The 18,112-nt window shown below is 68.6% G+C and carries 16 protein-coding genes, 1 tRNA gene and 5 pseudogenes; 16 read left to right on the forward strand and 6 right to left on the reverse strand.

All coding sequences use genetic code 11. The features are described from left to right. The first annotated feature begins 372 nt into the window (after positions 1–372). The 5 genes and pseudogenes from HUG12_RS09055 (at position 373) to HUG12_RS09080 (ending at position 3,880) form a co-directional block, all read left to right on the forward strand. The gene (locus HUG12_RS09055; RefSeq protein WP_179268451.1) at positions 373–1,779 is read left to right on the forward strand and encodes an ADP-dependent glucokinase/phosphofructokinase; all 1,407 of its coding nucleotides are present in this window, start codon (positions 373–375) and stop codon (positions 1,777–1,779) included. 111 nt (positions 1,780–1,890) lie between these two features. Further along, positions 1,891–2,205, forward strand: a complete 315-nt coding sequence (locus tag HUG12_RS09060; RefSeq protein WP_179268452.1) for a hypothetical protein — start codon at positions 1,891–1,893, stop codon at positions 2,203–2,205. Between the two features lie 305 nt (positions 2,206–2,510). Beyond that, positions 2,511–3,080: a hypothetical protein gene (locus tag HUG12_RS09070; protein ID WP_179268454.1), complete on the forward strand. Its 570-nt coding sequence runs from the start codon at positions 2,511–2,513 to the stop codon at positions 3,078–3,080. A gap of 10 nt (positions 3,081–3,090) precedes the next feature. Continuing rightward, positions 3,091–3,282: pseudogene (locus HUG12_RS09075) on the forward strand (enoyl-CoA hydratase/isomerase family protein); the annotation flags it as partial. Between the two features lie 118 nt (positions 3,283–3,400). Next, on the forward strand, positions 3,401–3,880 hold the full coding sequence (locus HUG12_RS09080) for a hypothetical protein (protein ID WP_179268455.1): 480 nt from the start codon (positions 3,401–3,403) through the stop codon (positions 3,878–3,880). A gap of 93 nt (positions 3,881–3,973) precedes the next feature. Here the strand turns inward: HUG12_RS09080 and HUG12_RS21865 are convergent, their stop codons facing one another. Further along, the gene (locus HUG12_RS21865; RefSeq protein ID WP_281362338.1) at positions 3,974–4,108 is read right to left on the reverse strand and encodes a hypothetical protein; all 135 of its coding nucleotides are present in this window, start codon (positions 4,106–4,108) and stop codon (positions 3,974–3,976) included. A 153-nt stretch (positions 4,109–4,261) separates the two neighbouring features. Here HUG12_RS21865 and HUG12_RS09085 point away from each other — a divergent pair. The 8 genes and pseudogenes from HUG12_RS09085 to HUG12_RS09120 all read left to right on the forward strand — a co-directional run. Further along, positions 4,262–4,393: pseudogene (locus tag HUG12_RS09085) on the forward strand (thiamine-binding protein); the annotation flags it as partial. Positions 4,394–4,493: 100 nt separating this feature from the next. After that, a complete protein-coding gene (locus HUG12_RS09090; protein WP_179268456.1) occupies positions 4,494–4,967 on the forward strand; it encodes a DUF2267 domain-containing protein in 474 nt (157 codons plus the stop codon). 131 nt (positions 4,968–5,098) lie between these two features. Then, a tRNA-Ser gene (locus HUG12_RS09095) sits at positions 5,099–5,182 on the forward strand. Positions 5,183–5,391: 209 nt separating this feature from the next. After that, positions 5,392–5,841, forward strand: a complete 450-nt coding sequence (locus HUG12_RS09100; RefSeq protein ID WP_179268457.1) for a universal stress protein — start codon at positions 5,392–5,394, stop codon at positions 5,839–5,841. A 224-nt stretch (positions 5,842–6,065) separates the two neighbouring features. Beyond that, a complete protein-coding gene (locus HUG12_RS09105) occupies positions 6,066–6,866 on the forward strand; it encodes a TrmB family transcriptional regulator (protein ID WP_246308171.1) in 801 nt (266 codons plus the stop codon). 36 nt (positions 6,867–6,902) lie between these two features. Then, complete coding sequence (locus HUG12_RS09110) at positions 6,903–7,148, forward strand: ribonucleotide reductase N-terminal alpha domain-containing protein (protein WP_179268458.1); 246 nt, start codon at positions 6,903–6,905, stop codon at positions 7,146–7,148. Next, positions 7,145–7,996, forward strand: a complete 852-nt coding sequence (locus tag HUG12_RS09115; protein ID WP_179268459.1) for a glycyl radical enzyme family protein — start codon at positions 7,145–7,147, stop codon at positions 7,994–7,996. The genes HUG12_RS09110 and HUG12_RS09115 overlap by 4 nt, the downstream gene beginning before the upstream one ends. A 606-nt stretch (positions 7,997–8,602) precedes the next feature. After that, complete coding sequence (locus tag HUG12_RS09120) at positions 8,603–9,793, forward strand: AGE family epimerase/isomerase (RefSeq protein WP_179268460.1); 1,191 nt, start codon at positions 8,603–8,605, stop codon at positions 9,791–9,793. Between the two features lie 175 nt (positions 9,794–9,968). Here HUG12_RS09120 and HUG12_RS09125 read toward each other — a convergent pair whose 3' ends face one another. The 4 genes and pseudogenes from HUG12_RS09125 to HUG12_RS09140 all read right to left on the reverse strand — a co-directional run bounded on the left by HUG12_RS09125 (position 9,969) and on the right by HUG12_RS09140 (position 14,837). After that, complete coding sequence (locus tag HUG12_RS09125) at positions 9,969–10,481, reverse strand: hypothetical protein (RefSeq protein WP_179268461.1); 513 nt, start codon at positions 10,479–10,481, stop codon at positions 9,969–9,971. A gap of 158 nt (positions 10,482–10,639) precedes the next feature. Further along, positions 10,640–11,892 (reverse strand): annotated as a pseudogene (locus HUG12_RS09130) (hypothetical protein). Positions 11,893–11,999: 107 nt separating this feature from the next. Continuing rightward, entirely contained in the window at positions 12,000–13,640 is a 1,641-nt protein-coding gene (locus HUG12_RS09135; protein ID WP_179268462.1) for a BCCT family transporter, read from the reverse strand. Positions 13,641–13,973: 333 nt separating this feature from the next. Then, the gene (locus tag HUG12_RS09140) at positions 13,974–14,837 is read right to left on the reverse strand and encodes a hypothetical protein (RefSeq protein ID WP_179268463.1); all 864 of its coding nucleotides are present in this window, start codon (positions 14,835–14,837) and stop codon (positions 13,974–13,976) included. 144 nt (positions 14,838–14,981) lie between these two features. On the opposite strand from HUG12_RS09140, the gene HUG12_RS09145 reads away from it, so the two are divergent. Further along, positions 14,982–15,197 carry a hypothetical protein gene (locus HUG12_RS09145; protein ID WP_179268464.1) on the forward strand — a complete coding sequence of 72 codons (216 nt, stop codon included), beginning with the start codon at positions 14,982–14,984 and terminating at the stop codon, positions 15,195–15,197. Positions 15,198–15,244: 47 nt separating this feature from the next. Here the strand turns inward: HUG12_RS09145 and HUG12_RS09150 are convergent, their stop codons facing one another. Beyond that, positions 15,245–16,591 (reverse strand): DUF362 domain-containing protein, encoded by a 1,347-nt coding sequence (locus tag HUG12_RS09150; protein WP_179268465.1) that lies wholly within the window; start codon positions 16,589–16,591, stop codon positions 15,245–15,247. Between the two features lie 525 nt (positions 16,592–17,116). On the opposite strand from HUG12_RS09150, the pseudogene HUG12_RS09155 reads away from it, so the two are divergent. Both HUG12_RS09155 and HUG12_RS09160 read left to right on the forward strand, forming a co-directional pair. Beyond that, positions 17,117–17,578: pseudogene (locus HUG12_RS09155) on the forward strand (glycosyltransferase); the annotation flags it as partial. Then, a pseudogene (locus HUG12_RS09160) lies at positions 17,571–18,008 on the forward strand (SAM-dependent methyltransferase); the annotation flags it as partial. The pseudogenes HUG12_RS09155 and HUG12_RS09160, both read left to right, overlap by 8 nt. Between the last annotated feature and the right edge of the window lie 104 nt (positions 18,009–18,112).

The raw sequence follows: 18,112 nt of genomic DNA on the forward strand, positions 1-18,112 counted from the left end.
GGCGGGTTCAATCGCCCGCGCTGACGCCCCGCGGGCCCTCGTCCCCGCGACGGTCGGACCAGTTCGGTCGCCACGGAGCCCGCCCGAGCTGCTGACGTCCCGTTCGGGCCGCTCGGTTCGAGGAGCTCCGTCGCTCCACCGGAAGCAGTGAACGCTGCGTGCACGGCGATGTCACCGTCGTATGGTCTGACGGCGTCGCACTTCAATCGAACTGGTGGTTCGACGGCGCGTCGCCCGATGACGTCGGTCCCGGTCCGGCGTCCGTCCCGGTCGCGGGAACGTGACGGTACCGTCCGACCCTCACATGCCAGGTCCCCGGTCGGACCTACGAGTACCATTATCTACCTGCCACGGAAATAGGGGGCGAGGTCGATGGACGCCGCTCGTAGCCGACTCGAATCGGACCTGGAGGCGCTCCGTGAGCTTCCGGTGTTCGTGGCGTACAACGCGAACGTTGACGGCATCGTCCGGGTCGACCAGTCGCTGGAGACGTATCTGGACCGACCGCCCGGGGTGCCCGGGGAGGCGGTCCCGCCAGATCGGCTGGCGTCGACGCTGGACCTCGCGACCGCGATCACGCGGTCGATGGCGACCGGCGAGGGGGACGAGATCGCCATGACCGCCGAGTTCGCCGCGCGACTGGAGGCGGAACTGGTTCCGGACCGGACACAGATGGGCGGGCAGGCGGGGATCATGACGAACCTGCTCTCGGTGCTCGGGGCGGCACCGATCGTCTACACGTACCTGCTCTCGGAGACCCAGCAGTCGAAGTTCGAGCGGCCGGAGGCGGTCCGGTTCCCGCTCGTGGAGGACGGCCGCGTTCTGTTCGTTCCGTTGGGCAGCATCGTCAACACCGACCGGACGAAGCTCAACTGGATCTTCGAGTTCGATGAGGGGGAGGAGCTCTTCGGGGTCCGCGCCGCCGCGAACACCCGGTTCATCGCCGCGTCGCGGCCGCCGGAGTTCGACCTGGTCGCCGGCGACCTCGACCCGGTCGTCGATCAGGTCGGTGCCGTCATCGACGGCGCCCTCCTGGCCGGCTACCACAACCTGACCCGCGAGCACGTCGATGAGGGGTACGAAGCGGCACACCGTCACGCCCGGGACGTCGTCCGCCGCCTCCGGTCGGGCGGGGAGTTCCCCGTCCACGTCGAGTACGCGGCGACCCACGACCGGGAACTTCGCGAGAGCCTCACCGAGTTGATACTCCCGGAGGCCGACGTCGTGGGCCTCGACACGCACGAACTCGACCTGCTCCGGCGGGACCTCGGGCTCGAACCGGCCCCGCCCGCCGAACTCGTCGCCGTCGACCGGGAGCTCCGCGAGGACGGCGTCGAGGACGAGTCGATACTCGAACAGTACCGGACGCTCACGGCCGTCCGTGAACGCCTGGGGGTCGACTGCCTCCGACTCCACGCGATGGACTACCACCTCGCCGTCACGGACGACTACCTCCCCGTCGAGGCCGTCCGACGGGGGCTCGCGTTCGCCGCGGTCAACGCGGCGTCGAAAGCCGCGACGGGACGGATCACGGGCCCGACCGATCTGCGACGGGGGCTCGAGTACGACCCCTCGGCGGCGGGCGGCCGGGCGATCGACGCGCTCGCGGACCACGTCGGCGCGTCGACCGACGACGGCGCGCTCTGTACCCCGACGATCGTCGCCTGTCCCAACCGCGTCGTGGAGGAACCCGCGAGCACGGTCGGCATCGGCGACATCGTCTCCTCGTCCAGTTTCGCCCTGGAAGTCGCCGTCACCACGGAGCGTGACGGGGAATGAGGCGCGTCGCTCCAGTCGACGGTGGCCCATGACCGACCGCTCGGTAGCCCGCCGATGCCGTTCCGGACGGTGCCCGGGCACTCGACCGGCCGTACGGTCGGGTGACGGTAGATGGGGCCGGACCGATCCGGGCCGTCCGACGTGCTCGCGCGCCTCCGGCCGAGCGACAAGGACGCGATCGTCAGCGCGCCCGTCGGGGGCGGACAGGCGGTCCTCTCGACGATGAACGAGTATCCCGGACCCGTATGCCCCGAGTGGAACGGGGCGCTCATCGAGGACACCTCCGCCTCCCGGCAGGACGTCGACCGGTTCCACGACGTCCACGTCCTCTCCTGGGACGCCGACCCGCCGGGCGAACGTGGCGCCGTGAACGGACCGTCGGGCGACACTCGAATCGGTACGTACCGAGCGTGGATAGGCCAGTAGAGCGAGTGGTATACGGAACGAATTACGAGCCGTCGGGGCGGGGTACTCCCGACCATGGGGAAACAGCCCGCACCAGTACATCGTCGGGATATGGTCGCGCTCGTCGGCGCGACCGCACTCGCCGGCTGTTCGAGGTCGGGTACGCCGAACCGACAGGCGATCACACTGGGGGACGACGGACAGCAGAACGACGTGGGGGAGGACGACGTGCAGGGGATCAGACAGGGGGAGACGGTCCGGGCCTTCGTCGGATCGTATCACGGGGATACTTCCTGCTGGACGAGGACGGCGAGGAACTCGACCGGTTGACGCTCTCGCCGGGCGACGAACTGCGGCTCACCCTCCTCAGTGTGGAAGCCGACGCCGCGGTCGAGGACCTCCCGCAGGCGGTTCGAACGAACGTTCCGAGTTCGGACGAACGCGCGCGGCGAAACGAACAGGCGATCCCGGTTCCACGGGGGACGACCCTCGACGCCCTGCACGACGCGGCCGATGCCGCGTATCCGGACCACAGTCTCGCCATCCGCGACGACGAACTTCTGGAGAACGGACCCGACGGCGGTGGGCCGGGACAGGGGCCATGGGGCGGCCACCACGGTCCCCACGGCGGACCCTCCGGCCCCGGGAACGGACGGGGACGAGGCCAGGACCCGGGGCCCGGACGGCCACGGACCCGGAATGCCGGGGTCGTGCTGGGGGGAACGCGTGGCGGAACGCTCGCCCCGCCGGCGTACCTCTGGCATCACTCGACGGTGCCCACCGAACTCGGGTTCGTCGTGAACACGACCGGGACGTTCGGGTTCGTCTGCACGGTCTACTGGGGGTACGGTCACCCGTACATGGTCGAACGCGGTCGCGTTGAGGTGAACGAATAGCCCTCCCAGGGTCGACGGCGTGGGCGGCGGCGGGGGCGTCGAACTCGCGCTCGCGTGCGACGTGCGGATCGCCACGCCCGACGCGAGTTTCGCGGAGACCGGCGTCCGCTTCGGCCTGTTCGGGGCCCGGGGCGGCACGGTTCGGCTCCCGCGGGTCGTGCGCGAGGGCGACGCGCTGGAGTTCGCCCTCTCGGACCGAACTGGCGGATGCGACGGGTGATGCGGCGTACGCGAACCGATGCAGGGAGCAGGCGGAGCAGTAGCACGGGAACTTCGACGACTACTGTTTCAAGCACGACGCGCTCCTCGGCGACCACTACGTGACGGCCGACCAGCCGGACGGGACGGAGGAGCCGCCGCCGGACCGCCGTCCCGACGCGGCCGCGTTCATGGCCTGCTGGCCGTGGAACGTCGTCGACCCGGGCAGCGACCGGGTGGTCGCGACCGTGAGCCACGCCGACGACCCCACTTGGAAGGCGGACGGGACCGACTGCGTCGGCCGCTACCCGGACGACGACTTCACCCCGACAGGCACGGCGGAGGACGGAGGCTGGCCGGTCAGTGAGGCCTACGCCGATGTCGTCCGCTGGCAGTCCGGGCTGGACCCGACCGCCGTCGCCGACTACGTCTACAGGCACAGCCAGCCCTGGCGCACCGCGGCCGACCTGCTGCCCGAGCGCGTCGACGGCGACGGCCGGGTCCGGTGGAACTCGAACCTCCAGTGGAGCCAGGCGATGTACGTCCTGCTCGTCGAGAGCCTCGTCCGCGGGGAACCCTTCGGGCTCGCGCCCGGCCGGTGACCGGGCCGCCCACGGCCGACCGGTCACCCCGCGCCCCCGTTTTGTACCGGCGCGTCGCCGCTCGCCGACGGGGTCTGGCGCGACGGCGACGACCTACGGCGTGATGTCCCCGTCCATCTCGTGGTACTCCCAGATGTGGTCCTTCCGCTGTTCCCGCGTCTCGAACCGTCTGCCGCAGAGGTCACACTCGAACAGGCGCTCTTCGGCCCCTTCCTCGTCTTCGCCCATGGTAGACGAGTGGGCGTCCACCACCTTAACGCTGGATCGGGCCGGCGGGACACCTATTGTAACTCGTCGCCATGCGTCCGGTACTCGGCGGGCCCAGTGTTCGCTGACGGCGCCACGTCTGGTAGAGGGGCGTCTCACACGAGGGAGACGAGCATGACAGTAATCGCCAGATTCGAGGTCATCCCGGTCCACGACGGGAGCCTCTCGGAGGACATCGCACGGGCGATCGAAGCGCTCGACGACTTCGACGTCTCCTACGAACTAACCGCCTCGGACACGGTCATCGGGGCGGCGGACGTCGACGAGGTGTTCGAAGCCGCTCAGGCGGCCCACAACGCGGTCGAGGGGAGGCCATTTATTGCCCGTTCGACCGAACACCCAACGTATGGACTTCGACGAGTTCACCGGGACGATCCAGCACCGACTCGAACTTCCGGGGACGGGCGAGACGCTCCGCGCGATCCGGGCGACGCTGATGACGCTCGGACGGCGGATCCCGGAGGGGGCAGCCGAGGACCTGGCCGCCTCCCTCCCGATGGAGATCAGGTGGTACATGACCGGTGCCATCCACGACCACGGGCAGCGCTTCGACTGGCGGGAGTTCGTCTCCCGCGTCGCCGAGATCGAGAACGCCGACGGGGCCGACGCGGCCTACCACGCCCGGGTCATCGTCGACCTCGTCCACACGCTGGTTCCGGAGTCTGACTTCCGTCAGCTCCGCGACCAGCTCCCGGAGAGCGAGGACGACGAGAACTGGGGACAGCTGTTCGAGATCGTCGACGGCGGCGGCTGGGGCGATCCACAGGAGGCGCAGACGGGGGGTAGCCCCCAGTCGGAGAACGAGTCCACGGAGGAGTGATCGACGCCCGGTCGGGGTCCGTCGACGTGGACTGAACGCTGAACGGGCGGAGTTGGGACGGAGGTGAATCCCGGTCCCTCGGGAGCGGACCGAACGCCTCGAGCCGACTCGTCGGCCCGTCCGGCGTACCCGGTGGGATGGCGGAGTGGACGAACGCGCCTGCCTGGAACGCAGGTGGCCGAGAGGCCTCGTGGGTTCGAATCCCACTCCCACCGCTTTCATCATGGCGGCGGAAGGGGGCGACGACGGCTCACCCCTCGGGTGACCGTCTCCGATGGCAGGAGTAGGCGAGCGACCGCGTCCCGAGCGTCGCCGTCGGGCCGAACGTAGTCCCGGTCGGTCCTCGATTCCGGGCGTCGCCGTCCGTTCTCACCGGCCGGGACCGACCTCGTATCTTTACCTCTTCGTGGAGGAATACACGAGTATGAAGTTCCTCGTGGCCACGGACGGCTCCACCGAGGCGGAACGTGCGCTCGCGTACGCCAGCGACGTCTGCGACGCGATGGGCGGGTCGATCACGGTGGTCCACGCGGTCGACCCGGAGGTCTACGACGAGGGCGGAACCGAACCGATCTCCGGGCTCTCGGACGCCGACCGGCGACTGATCATCGAGAACGTCGAGGACGCGGAGGAGCGGGGGCTCGACCTCCTCGAGGACGCCGCCGCGTTCGCCCGGGAACTCGGACACGACGTCGAGACGGAACTGCTCTACGGCGACCCTGTCCTGGAGATCACGGACTACGCCACGGAGGGCGGCTTCGACACCGTCTTCGTCGGTCACCGTGGCCGCTCGGAACGGACCGAACGGATGGTGGGCAGCGTCGCCAAGGACGTCGTCGAACGCGCGACCGTCCCGGTCACGGTCGTGCGCTGACCGAACGCTCGTTCCACGGCCGTTCGCGTCGTTCCCCGGCCGGTTCGTTCGGTGGACACGGCGTGTCCCTAATGGGCTGCCGCGCGACGTCGTAGTACGGCCCCGATCGGGACCTCGAGTTCGGCCGACAGTGGCTTCTCGAGAGCGGAGTACGAGCAGCGTCACCGCCTGGGTGGCCGGGAGTCTCGAACCACACTCATCGATGGGGACGAGGTACGATGCCCATGGCAGACCGTGACGAGGGTCTGGTGGAAGCCGAGCTAGTCGACCGACTCAAGGAGCAGGAACTGTCCCAATACGAGGCCCACACGCTCGTCAATCTCACCCGTCTCGGATCCGGCACCGCCAAGGACGTTGCGGGCATCGACGACGTCCCACGGACACGAGTCTACGACGCGGTCGACACGCTCCACGAACGGGGGCTGGTGGACGTCCAGCACACGACGCCTCGGAAGTTCACCGTCGTCTCCCGCGAGACGATCGTCCGCAAGTTCACCCTCGACCACGAGAGCACGATCACGGAAATTGCGGAGCCGTTCGAGGAACTCGGGCCCACGGAGCCACGAACCGAACAACTCGGCGTCTGGACGGTTACCGGCCGGGCGGCCGTCGCCCAGCGCGTCTTCGAGTTCATCGACGAGGCCGACGAGCAGATCGTCTACATGACCGTCGACGAACTCCTCACCGAGGAGCACCTCGAACGCCTCGGGGAAGCCGACGAACGCGGAGTGGACATCTACGTGGCGGGTGTCACCGACGCGGCTCGAGTTCGTGTTCAGGACGCCGTCCCGTCGGCCGAGGTGTCCGAGACGCCGTGGGAGTGGGCGGAGACGCCCGCCGGAAACCTGCTCATCACGGACGAGGAGACCGCGCTCGTCAGCGTGTGCGTTTACGGGTCCGAGGCTGGGGAAATCGAGCGGACGGCCATCTGGGCGGCGGAGCACGTAACAGCTTGGTGGTGGTCCTCAGAGCGATCTTCACCTGGCGGCTTGAAAACCGCGAACTCGCTTACCGATGACACATAGTTCCGGACCGACGACGGACGAACCGGAGGGGCGTCCATGACGGACGGGACCGCGTTCGTCCTCCCGGCGAAACGGGTTCGCGGCGACACGCTCCGGGAGCGCCTCACGGAGACCGTGTACGAACGCGTCCTGCCGGCTCGCTACCTCCGTCGGGGGCCGGACGGCGACGTGGTCGAGACGCCCGAGGGGCTGTTCGAGCGTGTGGCGGCGGCCGTGGCGGACGCCGAACGGGCCATGGTGCCGACGCCGAGGGATGGGAGCGGCGGTTCCACGAGTCGATGACCGGGCTGGAGTTCGTGCCGAACTCGCCGACGCTGATGAACGCGGGGACGGGGAGCCGCCAGCTCGCCGCGTGTTTCGTGACGTCCCCGCGGGACTCGCTGGACTCCATCTTCGAGACGCTCGGCCGTGCGGCGACGGTGATGCAGACCGGCGGCGGCGTCGGCTACTCGTTCTCGGCGCTCAGGCCGCGGGGTGACCCCCTCGAGTCGACCGGGGGGACGGCAAGCGGCCCCGTCTCGTTCATGAAGGTCTACGATACGATGTGCGAGCAGGTCAGGCGGGGCGGACGGCGCCGCGGGGCGCAGATGGGGATCCTCCGCGTCGACCACCCCGACGCCGGCCGCTTGTGCACCGCGAAACGTGAGGAGGGCGTCCTCGCGAACTTCAACGTCTCCGTCGGGGTGACGGACGCCTTCTTCGACGCCGTCCGGGACGACGCGCGGTACACGCTCGTGAACCCGAACACGGGCGGCCCGCATCACGTAACAGTGGACACCGCACAGTTCTACGGGACGGACTACGAGACCGCGTCGCCGACGGCCGTCGAGTCGAACCTCTGGCGGGACTACACGGGGGAGATCCCGGCCGGCGGTCACGTCCGGATGCCGGCTGCGCTGCAGGAACACGTCGACAGCGCCATCTCCAAGACGATCAACCTCCCCCACGACGCGACGCGCGAGGACGTCGCGGAGGCGTACTCGCAGGCGCTCGAACTCGGGTGCAACGGCGTCACGGTCTACCGGGACCGGTCACGCCGACAGCAGGTGCTCACGATCCACCCCCGGGGGGTGGTCAACCCCGACGGTCGACCCTCGGAGGCGTGCCGTTACCCGACGTGGCTCGGCTGACGCGGGTGGACAGTGGTGCGGGCGGAGTGACGAAATAAGACACACATTTGGTATGTTTGGGGACTTATATGAATAATTATCGTTCCGGGGATGCGGGTGCAGTCAGGGCGTTGTTTGTATCCTTCGTGGGGCCGTCGCAGCGGCGCTTGGGTCGGGACGAGGGGATCTCCTCTTCCAAGCGGCCGCAGAACGGACCCGCACCGACCGATCCTGCTCCGGGGCCGGACACTCCGACGAGGCAGTCGATCCGGTTTCTCCGGTCACTAGATCCGAATATCTCTCCCCGATACTAGTAGCCGCCGTCTCGAACCCGATGAGCGTCTGCGTCCCCCTTCACCCCGAGGAGGTCCCGTCGAATCGCGTCGGTATCCGGCCCTCCACCGTCGGAACCGAAATCCGAGGTCGACGGAAAACTACCAAACGTACCATTAGTTTCGCATACCGATATATGTGGTATCGCTGATCGAACACGGTTGGGGAGCGGTCGACGCCGGCAGCCATCGATTCCACGCAGACCGGGGCCACGCTCATCACCGTCCCGTCCCGACCGTGGACCGATGGACGAAACTGGCCGCGTCGCCGAGGACCGCGCGAGGTGGACGTGAGATGGCGGGTCACGCCGACGGCGAGGTGCTCGAACGGCGAATCGAGAACGTACTCGACTTCTACTATCCGGCTTGCGTGGACGAACGCGGGGGCTACATCGCACAACTCGATCCGGAAACCGGATCGGTGTACGACCGCGATGCCCGCCATCTGGTGGCCACTGCCAGGTTCGTGAGTAACTTCAGCATCGGCGTCCGTGCGGGCGGTCCGGACTGGTGTACGTCGGCGGCCGCCCACGGACTCCGGTTCCTCGACACGCACCACCGGGACGGCGAGCGAGGTGGCTACGCCTGGCTCCTGGACGTGACCGACCCCGTCGACGGTACGCGCTCGCCGTACGGACACGCGTTCGTCCTGCTCGCGCACGCTCGTGCACTGGAGGTCGGCCTCGACGACCACGTCTCGTTCGACCTCCGCGACCGGCTGGTCGACGTTGCCTCGCTCATCGAGCGGCGGTTCCGCGAACCCGCTCACGACCTGCTGGGGTGCAGACTCGACGCCGACTGGAACCCGATCGGGGCGTACCGGGGGCAGAACGCGAACATGCACGCCTGCGAGGCGTTCCTCGCCGCCTACGAGACCACCGACGAGCAGTCGTACCTGGAGCGTGCACTGACGATCGCCAGGCGCGTGACGGTCGATCTCGCCGATCCGGACGGGCGAATCTGGGAGCACTACACCGAGGCGTGGGAACCGGATCACGACTATAATCGGTCCGACCCCCGCCATCAGTTCCGCCCGTGGGGGTTCCAACCAGGCCACCACGCGGAGTGGGCGAAACTCCTCGCCGCGCTCGCCCGCCATCGCGAGGCCGCGTGGCTCAGCGACCGGGCCGTCGAACTGTTCGAGTACGCGCTGACCGGGTGGGCCGACGACGGCGGCTTCTACTACACGCTCGACTTCGCCGACGAGCCGGTGGTCGCCGATCGCTACGGCTGGCCCGTCGCCGAAGCCATCGGTGCCGCGGCGGCCCTCCACGAGGCGACCGGCGAAGCGCGCTATCTCGAGTGGTACGATCGGTTCTGGACGTACGCCGTCGACCGACTGGTGGCGCCCGGGGGGAGCTGGTACGAGAAGCTGACGCCCGACCACGAACCGGTCGTGACGACGGACGGCCCCGAAGTCGAGCCGGGATACCATCCGACCGGAGCCTGCTTCGAATCACTGCGGATGGTCGGGCACGGAGACTGACGTCCGGGTGCCCTCGAAAGATCCACGCCGAGGCCGCGGCGAACTGCCGTCGGCACTCAAACCACTCACTCGGCTAGAGTAACTAGCACGAGTGGCGTCCGTCGAGCCCCCGTCGGAGACGGGCTACGGCCCGGCTCATGAGTGGTACGCCACGCCACTGCCCGACGTTGCCGGGTCACGTCCACGACGGATCGTAGTCCTCGTACACGGCCTCCCGAAGCACCCGGTCGGTGACGAGGAAGGCTCCGACGGCACACGCCACGAGCATCCCCACCATCGCCCACTGCAGCCACGACGACAGCACTAGCTCTACGGACGAGACGTACACGAGCAGCACTGCGGAGGGGAGGATACGGACGAGCGCGAGGTGGGTTCGATTCGTGACGAACTTCTCGGGGTGGTCGGCCGCTGCAGGCTCGCCCTTGGAGACGTACTCGTGCAGCTTTGCGAACGGGTGGTTCGAGTCGATGCGTCCGGTTTCGGGGTCGTAGTCCCTGTGGAACCGCTCGAAGTGGCCGGACCGCATTCCGACGACGGCGCCGACGAGGGTGATGATCGGCCCAGCAACGAACGAGAGAACGAACGCCCACCCCGGGATAGCTGCGTCCATGCCGAACACGAGGTCGTACCCCACGCCTCGCCGTGTGGGTACCCCCAACGCGAGGGGGAAAACCCCGCCGAAGAACACGGTGGACCCCGTGCCGTTCCGATCTTCGAGTTCGCTACTGACATGTACGTCTGGTTATTAGTAACCGACATCATGCATTCGGGAACGGCGTCACGCCGATCGGGAGGATTCCCTACCGAGTTCGAACTCCCCCTGCTCGATTCCGCGAACGCACGACGTCAGACTTCGTCAGACGACCATTCCCGCAGCCTCCAGATGTCGGTTTCCGGGTCCAGATTGGCGGGTTCGGCGCCGCGTGACGTCACGATTCCAGCGTGGTACAGCATCGCCTTGAGTTGGAACACCGTCGGCGAGTGATACACGCCCCCGTCCGTTAGCTCACCTCGCTGTAGTTCGCCGTCCGTGTCCAGCACGCGGCTTCGAATCTCCCCGTCGCCGCGGACGAACAACTCGACCGTGAAGGAGGGGTGGAGTTCGTGGAGATATTCGACGACCTGTGGGAGCGTCGGCTCGCGGATTCCATCCTCGTGCAGGTGCTGGAGTTCCTCCACCAGCAACTGGGTCGCCGGGTACGCGTAGACGACGCGGCGGGCGAGCACCCCCCACTTCGGGGCGAGGTCACTGAACCGCTTCCGGGAGCGCTTCCACCTCTCGAACGCCGCCAGCGCGTCGTCGACGGATCCACACTCCCGGAGGGCGAACCTGACGACCTCACGCCCGAGCGCCGTCAGCCGAACGCGGTCGGGTCGCCCCTCGACGAGGTTCAGGAACACGGCGCCGCTCCGGGCGGCGTCGACGGCGCCGACGACCCGCTCCGAGAGGACGCGGTCGGTCCCGTCGGGGTGGTACGCCGCGAGGGGGTACGCGAGGTAGTTCTTCGGGTGGTTGAGCCCGAACGACGGGTTCGCGACGCCCTGCGCGCTCGCCTGGAACCGGATCGCGTCGGTCTCGGTCGTCGTCCGGTTGCCGACGACGCGCGGGACCTCGACCGGTTCGACCCCGCCGGCGGGGTCGACGCCGAGGACGCCGACGTTGAGTTCGCGGGCGAGCGTGCGGGCCGACCGGGAAACCGCCCCGACGGTCGCCGCGAGGTACGCGACGTTCGCCTCGTTCAGCCGGTCGTGCGCCTGGACAATTCCGCGTTCGACGTCGACGCCGCCGCGGTCGGTGTACCCCTTCGCCTCGACGGCCACGAGCGGCGGTTCGTCCCCCAGCCGGTCGACGGCGAGGAGATCGTCGCCCAGGACGCGGACGCCGACGAGGTCCGGGTACCCGGATCCGGCCCGGACGTGGTTGAAGGGGGCGAGCGCCTCCCTGACCCCGGGTCGATCGACTCCCCGGCGAGCCACCGGTCGGCGGAGAACCGCGCGTCGACGACGACGTATCCGTCGTCGGCGTCGTCCGGGAACAGGCGGCGCTTCGTGTGCGCGAGGACCCTCGGTTCAGCCAACGTGGTCGCCGCACTGCCCATGCCGCGCCGGTTCAGCCAGCTGGCTCATGAAGGTTCGGCTTCGGCGCGTTCGCCGGCCCCGTCGTGCCCCCATCCCGAGACGGACGACCGACCGGTCGCGTACCCGATCAGTCGTCGGACGAGTACTCCACGTTCCGCCGGTTCCGCAGTCGCTCGCGGACGGCGGTCGACTGGCCGGACTCGGGCGAGTCGGCCGACTCGGCGGAGTCGCCGACCAGCACGGGGGCGTGCCGTTCGAGTTCGACGACCATCCCGACCATGGCGATCACGCACATGATCGCCGTGGGGAGTCCGACGAGGACGGTGAACGTCTGGAGGACCGGGAGCCCCCCGGCGAAGCCGAGCGAGACGGTGAGAAACACCATCATCAGCCCCCAGACGACGCGGTTGAGCGTCGAGGGGGATTCGGTGTCCCTGGTGACCATCATCGCGATGCTCAGCGTCGACGAGTCGAGCGTCGTGATCAGGAAGCTCACGACGAGCAGCAGCAGGAGCGCCGAGAAGGCGCCCGGGTACGGAAGGAGCTGTTCGAACAGGGCGAATCCGACGGCCTCCAGGCCGGCGTCCGAGTACACCCCCAGGAGGTCGGCGGCGCCCGACGACTGCACCCAGAGCGCGGACCCGCCCGTGGCCACGTACCACGGGACGGTCAGGCCGAACGAGCCGACCAGCCCCGCGAAGACGAGCTGTCGGAGCGTCCGGCCGCGGGAGATCCGCGCCATGAAGATGCCCACCATCGGCGCGAACGTGAGCCACCACGGCCAGAAGAACAGCGTCCACGAGCCGAGCCAGTTCGTGGCCTCGCTCCCGGGGCCGAAGAACAGGCTCATCCCGACGTAGTCGGCCGCGTAGCCCTGCAGCGCCTGCGTGCCGAGGTTGAACAGGAACGAGAGGGGGCCGAACGCAAGGGTAACGACCATCAGCGCGATGAGGAGCACCACGTTGAGATCCGCGAACCGCCTGATCCCCCGCTGGATCCCGGCGACGACCGACAGGAGGAAGACGACCCCGACCAGCAGTATCAGCGCGATCCGGCCGCCCTCGCCCGTCCGCACGCCCCACTTGAACGCGAGCCCGGAGAGGAACTGGCTGATCCCGAGGCCGAACGAGACGGTGATGCCGCTCACCGTGACGACGACGGCCAGCGTGTCGATCAGCTTCGCGGGCCATCCGTCGAGCCCGTCCGGGCCGAGGAAGGGCGCGAGGATCACCGCGGGTCGGAAGGACGTGTCCTTCCGGTACACGAAGTACGAGATCGCGACGGCGAACACCAAGTAGGTCGCCCAGGCCGAGGTTCCGTAGTGGAAGATCGCGTACTGGAGCGCGTTCGCCATCCGTTCCCACGTGCCGGCGGCGGCCCCGGACCCGAAGAACGGCGGCGGCGTCTGGTAGTGGACGAGCGGTTCGACCGGGCCCCAGAACTCCAGCCCGCCCGACGAGAGGCCCGCGGTGAACGTCATCGCCAGGTACTGGGCGAACGAGAACTCGGGCGTCTCGTCCGGGCCCCCGAGTTTGATTCGCCCCCACGGCCCCAGCATGACGTACACGACGAACACGAACGAGAGGAAGACCGCCCACAGGTACAGCCACCCGAGGTTCGTCACGATGAACGCGTTCGCGGCCGCCAGCTTCGACGCGGCGACGTCCGGCCGGACGACGATCCCGACGATGATTCCCAGCAGCGAGAGCAGCGACGCCGTGAAGACCGTCGGGTCGGACTCCTCCAGGAACTCCGATGTTCCGTTCATGAGTGGCTAGCGGCGATCGACGCGTGAACGCGACGTGTCGGCTCCTTCCGCACCATGTGCACGGCGGCCAGATGCTCGAGGGTGAAGTATCCAATGAAGGAGGCCGCCATCGGTTGACCGTCTCTCACGTACGGGGTGGTCATCTCCGCCGCCGGAGGGCGGCCGCGCCGCCCTCCGGATCTTGAGCGACGAGGCGGGCGAGCCGGTCCACGGCTTCCACACGCCCGACGAGGAGTGACGGGTGCGGCGGAAACGGTGTGAGGACGCTCCGTGAGAGCCGTCGATCGCCTACTCGCTCGGGACCGCGGGTGAGCGTTCCCTCCCTCCCTCCGGTTACGACGCCGAACTCGGCCGTCGGACGTCGTCGAGTCGGCGGAGCCCGCACTCGACGCCGCCCACGAGGAGGAGGACGACGAGATAGACGAACCACGCGCCGAAGTAGAGCGCGTGGGGATCGTCCACGCTCGCGGTGAACTCCGCGCGGACGTCCAGTAGGACGAACAGCGTCAGGAGGCCCGCCGGCGACACCAGCCCGTGGCGAACGAGCAGGTAGACCGGCACCGCAGCCAGTAACCACATCCCGGCGGCGCCGTACGCGTACAGCGGCCAATCGAGGCCGCCGAACCCCGTTACGCCGAGGCGGCGGGCGAACCACACCATCACCCCCGCGTGGAGGACGCCGGCGACCGCGGCGACGACGGTCGCCCGTCGCCTGGATGCGGGAATCGACAGTTCCGGGCTCGGCGCCCGCGGTCCCGGGAGCCGCTCCCAGACGGTCCGGACGGCGTACTCGACCAGCCCGACGAACAGGAAGCCGACGGTCCAGACGGACGCGTTGACCATGTACCGAACGATGTACAGTCCGTTCTCGACCACGACGATCCCGGTCGGCTCGGGGAGTCGTTCGAGTTCGGCCACGTCCCGGAAGGTCGGCCCCGGCGGCGTCAGTTCCGTGCCGAGGACGTAACCGGTGGTCGCGACGAGCGCGATCAGCGGTGTGACGAGCCGGTATCGGAGAGCGAGCCACGCTGGAAGCGATCCCATGACGACGAGGCCGCCGTACCGCCAGCCGATCCCGACGACCGAATACTCCGCGGGGCCGACGGTGTACCCCAGGTCGAGGGCGACGACGAGCAGTGCGACCGCGTGAACGATTCCGATCAGGAGGCTGATCAGGACGTGGCGTCCGGAGGGCATACGTAGCCCTGCTGTCGCCCGTCGCTTCTAGTTTCCCCCGTCGCTCGTCGCGTGCCCCCGTCGGAATCGGTCGACGGTGACCGGCTTCACCGCCGGGCGGATCCGACGACGGATCGATGGACGGACGGCGCCTCAGCGACGGGGATGACGGACCGGATTGACCGGCTGACGCTCGAATCCCGGATCGTGGACGTCCTCGTGTTCTACCACCCGGCCTGCCTGGACGAGCGGGGGGCCACGTCGCGCAACACGATCGTCGTCCGCTCGCAGGAATCCACGCTGTCACGGCACACGACCACGAACCCGAGAAATGACGGGATCGCTGCGCGTTCACCGCTGCCGCGACTTCCCCATCGGTGACCGACGTCGTATTCGTCCGCGTCCCCTCCCGGTTGCGTCCCGAGCCGTCACTCGACCTCGTGAGGGGACGGGGCCGCGAAATCGCCCGATTCGAAGCCGATCGGAGCGGGTTCCTCGACGACCCGGAGGTCGTCACGGTCGCGTGCCTCCTCCACGAGGGCCGTCGACGCGTAGAGCCGCTGGAGGTGCATGGTGTCGGCCGCACGGAGAACGCGGACCGTCTCCGGGTCGACGATCCCGATGGTCGACAGCGCCGCGACGAGGCCAGCGCGGTCGGTCTCGACGGCCGGCGGGAGACGGACGCCCCGCGTCGTGCTCGCCGTCAGCGCGTTGATGAGCGTCGTCGGCATGTCGATCCCCTCGAGGAGGTCCGCGTGGACGAAGTCCGCCGAGCCCATCCCCATCGCATTTCCGTGCGTCGTCTCGGTCAGCCCGCGTGTGTAGATGCGTTTGACGTCGGGCGAGTCCGGTTCCGGTTCCTGGATCGCGAACGGTCGCCTGCCGATGACGTTCGTGTCCATCCCCTGGCCGCTGACGTCCTTCCCCTGGGAATCGAGAACGAGCACGTCGAGTTCCCGGAACGGTATCTTCGGCATGACGTCGTAGGCCGTCTCGAGCAGTTCCGCCTCGCGGTCGAGGAACCCCTCCGGCGGGACGCCTTCGACGAGCGCGGTGTCGTCGCGCTGGTCTTCCAGGATCGCGATCCCGCCGACGACGGGGAGTTGGGCGAGCAGTTGTTCGGTGATCTCGGGGATCATGTTCCGGAGCGACCAGTCGACCGCCCAGTCGTGGGCGATCTTCGCGCCGCGCTGTTTCCCCATCCCGATCACCAGCATCTTCGAGAGGCCGCTCTCGACGGTGCCGTCGAAGTCTGTGTGGGGTTTGACCCGGTTGATCGGGACGATGGCGTCGGCCGCGACGGCGTTCGCGTCCGCGACGACCGGGACGTCGCGGTCGGCGGTCCGTCCCACCTCGGCGACGTCCATGCCCGACCGGATCTCACAGTCCACGGTCGACTCCGACACGCCCAGGTCCGCCAGCATCTCGCGCTGGCCCTCGGCCGTGGCGCCGCCGTGGCTCCCCATCGCCGGGAACACGAACGGGTCGTACCCGCGATCCTGGGCGCCCTCGACGACGCCGGCGACGATCGTTCCGAGGTTCGCGATCCCGCGGCTCCCGACGCCGAGCGCGATCTCGCCGCCGTCGGGGACGTCCTCGAGCGGGAGCGACCCGAAGGCGTCCGACGCGCGATCGGCGATGGCCTCGCGCGGAATCGGGTCCGTCTCCCACACCTGCTCGATGAGACCCAGTTCCGGCAGGGGAGTTTCGCCACACGCATCCTGAACTCGCTCCTCGGGGACTGCGAGCGAACGCCTCGATGGGTCCGTATCCATACCGTAACGCTAGGCAGGTCCACTGATAATTATGACCCCGAGACGAACTGACGGAGACCGGTCGAGCAGGTCCAGGAGGTGACGATAGCCGCTCGGGTCGGCGTCGACTACATCGGACGGATCGACCATCGGTACTTCGGGGGCTGGAACCCGTTTCCCGACGCCGTCTCGGAACTTCGAATCGATCTGGAAAGTGGCGATAGCTGTAGGCCCTAGCTCGACCGTCGAACGAATCGACCGCTGAGGCCTGAGACGTCCGAATTCGAGCGACTGAAAACGGAGGCCGACCGGTGGCAGAACGGTGAATCACCGCAGCGGGAGATGCACGGCGCGTATTCAGCGTTGACGCGACCCGAGATTCGGTCCGCTCGAATCGACGAGCGCGGAGCGTGGATCCTCCACGGGGTGACCGACGGCAGCAGAATCCGACTGAAGTCGAGTGATGGGTACGGAGCCCGTTCGTCTGGACGTACGGAAACGGCGGGGACCGGTTCGCGTTTCAACCGATCGCCGGAAGTCACCACCGTGTCCGACCGGCCGCCGACGAGCGTTCTCCTGCCGACGACGAGGTGGACCGACGCGTGCGCGGAGGTGGCCGCCCAACTCGGGGACGGCGACGAGCTTCTGGTCATCCACGACGGCGAGGACGACCCCGTCACCGAGCGGGAAGACCGCCCCGAGGGCGTCCGACTCGTCGCCGCCGGCGAGCCGGAGGGCTGTTCGGGGAAGGCCAACGCCATCGTTGCCGGGATGCGGGCCGCGCGCCACGATCGCCTCGTCTGGACGGACGACGACTTCCACCACCCTCCCGACTGGCTGGCGACCTTCAGCGCGGACTATGAGGACCACGGGCCGGTGTCGGAGGTGCCGTACTCCGTCGGGCGGGACACCCTGTCGGTGCTGCTCGAACCGCTGTACGCCTCGGCCGGCTCGCTGGGCCTCTACCTCGGCGACCGGATGTGGGGCGGCGCGGTCACGTTCGATCGAGGTGGCCCGTGAGCGAGCCGAGGAAGCCGGCGTCGCGGACCGTGTCAGTTTCGAGGTGGCGACCGCGAAGGAGTACGACGGGGGCGACTGTGACCTCGTGATGATGTTCGACGCGTATCACGACGTGGGTGATCCGGTCGGCGTGGCGTCACACGTCCGGGGGACGCTCGCCGGCGACGGGGCGTGGATGTTGGTCGAGCCGTTCGCCAACGATCAGGTCGAGGACAACCTGAACCCGCTGGGCAGGGCGTTCTACTGCGCCTCGACGATGGCCTGCGTGCCGAACTCGCTCGACCAGGGCGGCGACCTCGTCCTGGGAGCACAGGCCGGCGAAGCGCGTCTCCGTGAGGTGATCACCGAGGGCGGGTTCACGGGGTTCCGTCGGGCGGCCGAGACGCCGTTCAACCTCGTGCACGAAGCCAGACCGTGACGATAGTCCCCTCCCAATCGTCGGTGGTTCGGCACGTACTACTGAGCGTTCGTGTTCACCGGGTGTTCTGACGGTCGCCCCGCCGCTCGGCGGACCTGGACTGG

This window comes from Halorarum salinum (assembly GCF_013402875.1).
Lineage (GTDB): Archaea > Halobacteriota > Halobacteria > Halobacteriales > Haloferacaceae > Halorarum > Halorarum salinum.

What these genes read in the sequence shown, in the direction of transcription:
- HUG12_RS21865 (WP_281362338.1), bottom strand. Translation starts at nt 4,108, where the DNA reads ATGGGCGAAGACGAGGAAGGGGCCGAAGAGCGCCTGTTCGAGTGTGAC.
- HUG12_RS09090 (WP_179268456.1), top strand. Translation starts at nt 4,494, where the DNA reads ATGGACTTCGACGAGTTCACCGGGACGATCCAGCACCGACTCGAACTT.
- HUG12_RS09055 (WP_179268451.1), top strand. Translation starts at nt 373, where the DNA reads ATGGACGCCGCTCGTAGCCGACTCGAATCGGACCTGGAGGCGCTCCGT.
- HUG12_RS09105 (WP_246308171.1), top strand. Translation starts at nt 6,066, where the DNA reads ATGGCAGACCGTGACGAGGGTCTGGTGGAAGCCGAGCTAGTCGACCGA.
- HUG12_RS09135 (WP_179268462.1), bottom strand. Translation starts at nt 13,640, where the DNA reads ATGAACGGAACATCGGAGTTCCTGGAGGAGTCCGACCCGACGGTCTTC.
- HUG12_RS09110 (WP_179268458.1), top strand. Translation starts at nt 6,903, where the DNA reads ATGACGGACGGGACCGCGTTCGTCCTCCCGGCGAAACGGGTTCGCGGC.
- HUG12_RS09120 (WP_179268460.1), top strand. Translation starts at nt 8,603, where the DNA reads ATGGCGGGTCACGCCGACGGCGAGGTGCTCGAACGGCGAATCGAGAAC.
- HUG12_RS09115 (WP_179268459.1), top strand. Translation starts at nt 7,145, where the DNA reads ATGACCGGGCTGGAGTTCGTGCCGAACTCGCCGACGCTGATGAACGCG.
- HUG12_RS09145 (WP_179268464.1), top strand. Translation starts at nt 14,982, where the DNA reads ATGACGGACCGGATTGACCGGCTGACGCTCGAATCCCGGATCGTGGAC.
- HUG12_RS09140 (WP_179268463.1), bottom strand. Translation starts at nt 14,837, where the DNA reads ATGCCCTCCGGACGCCACGTCCTGATCAGCCTCCTGATCGGAATCGTT.
- HUG12_RS09150 (WP_179268465.1), bottom strand. Translation starts at nt 16,591, where the DNA reads ATGGATACGGACCCATCGAGGCGTTCGCTCGCAGTCCCCGAGGAGCGA.
- HUG12_RS09060 (WP_179268452.1), top strand. Translation starts at nt 1,891, where the DNA reads ATGGGGCCGGACCGATCCGGGCCGTCCGACGTGCTCGCGCGCCTCCGG.
- HUG12_RS09100 (WP_179268457.1), top strand. Translation starts at nt 5,392, where the DNA reads ATGAAGTTCCTCGTGGCCACGGACGGCTCCACCGAGGCGGAACGTGCG.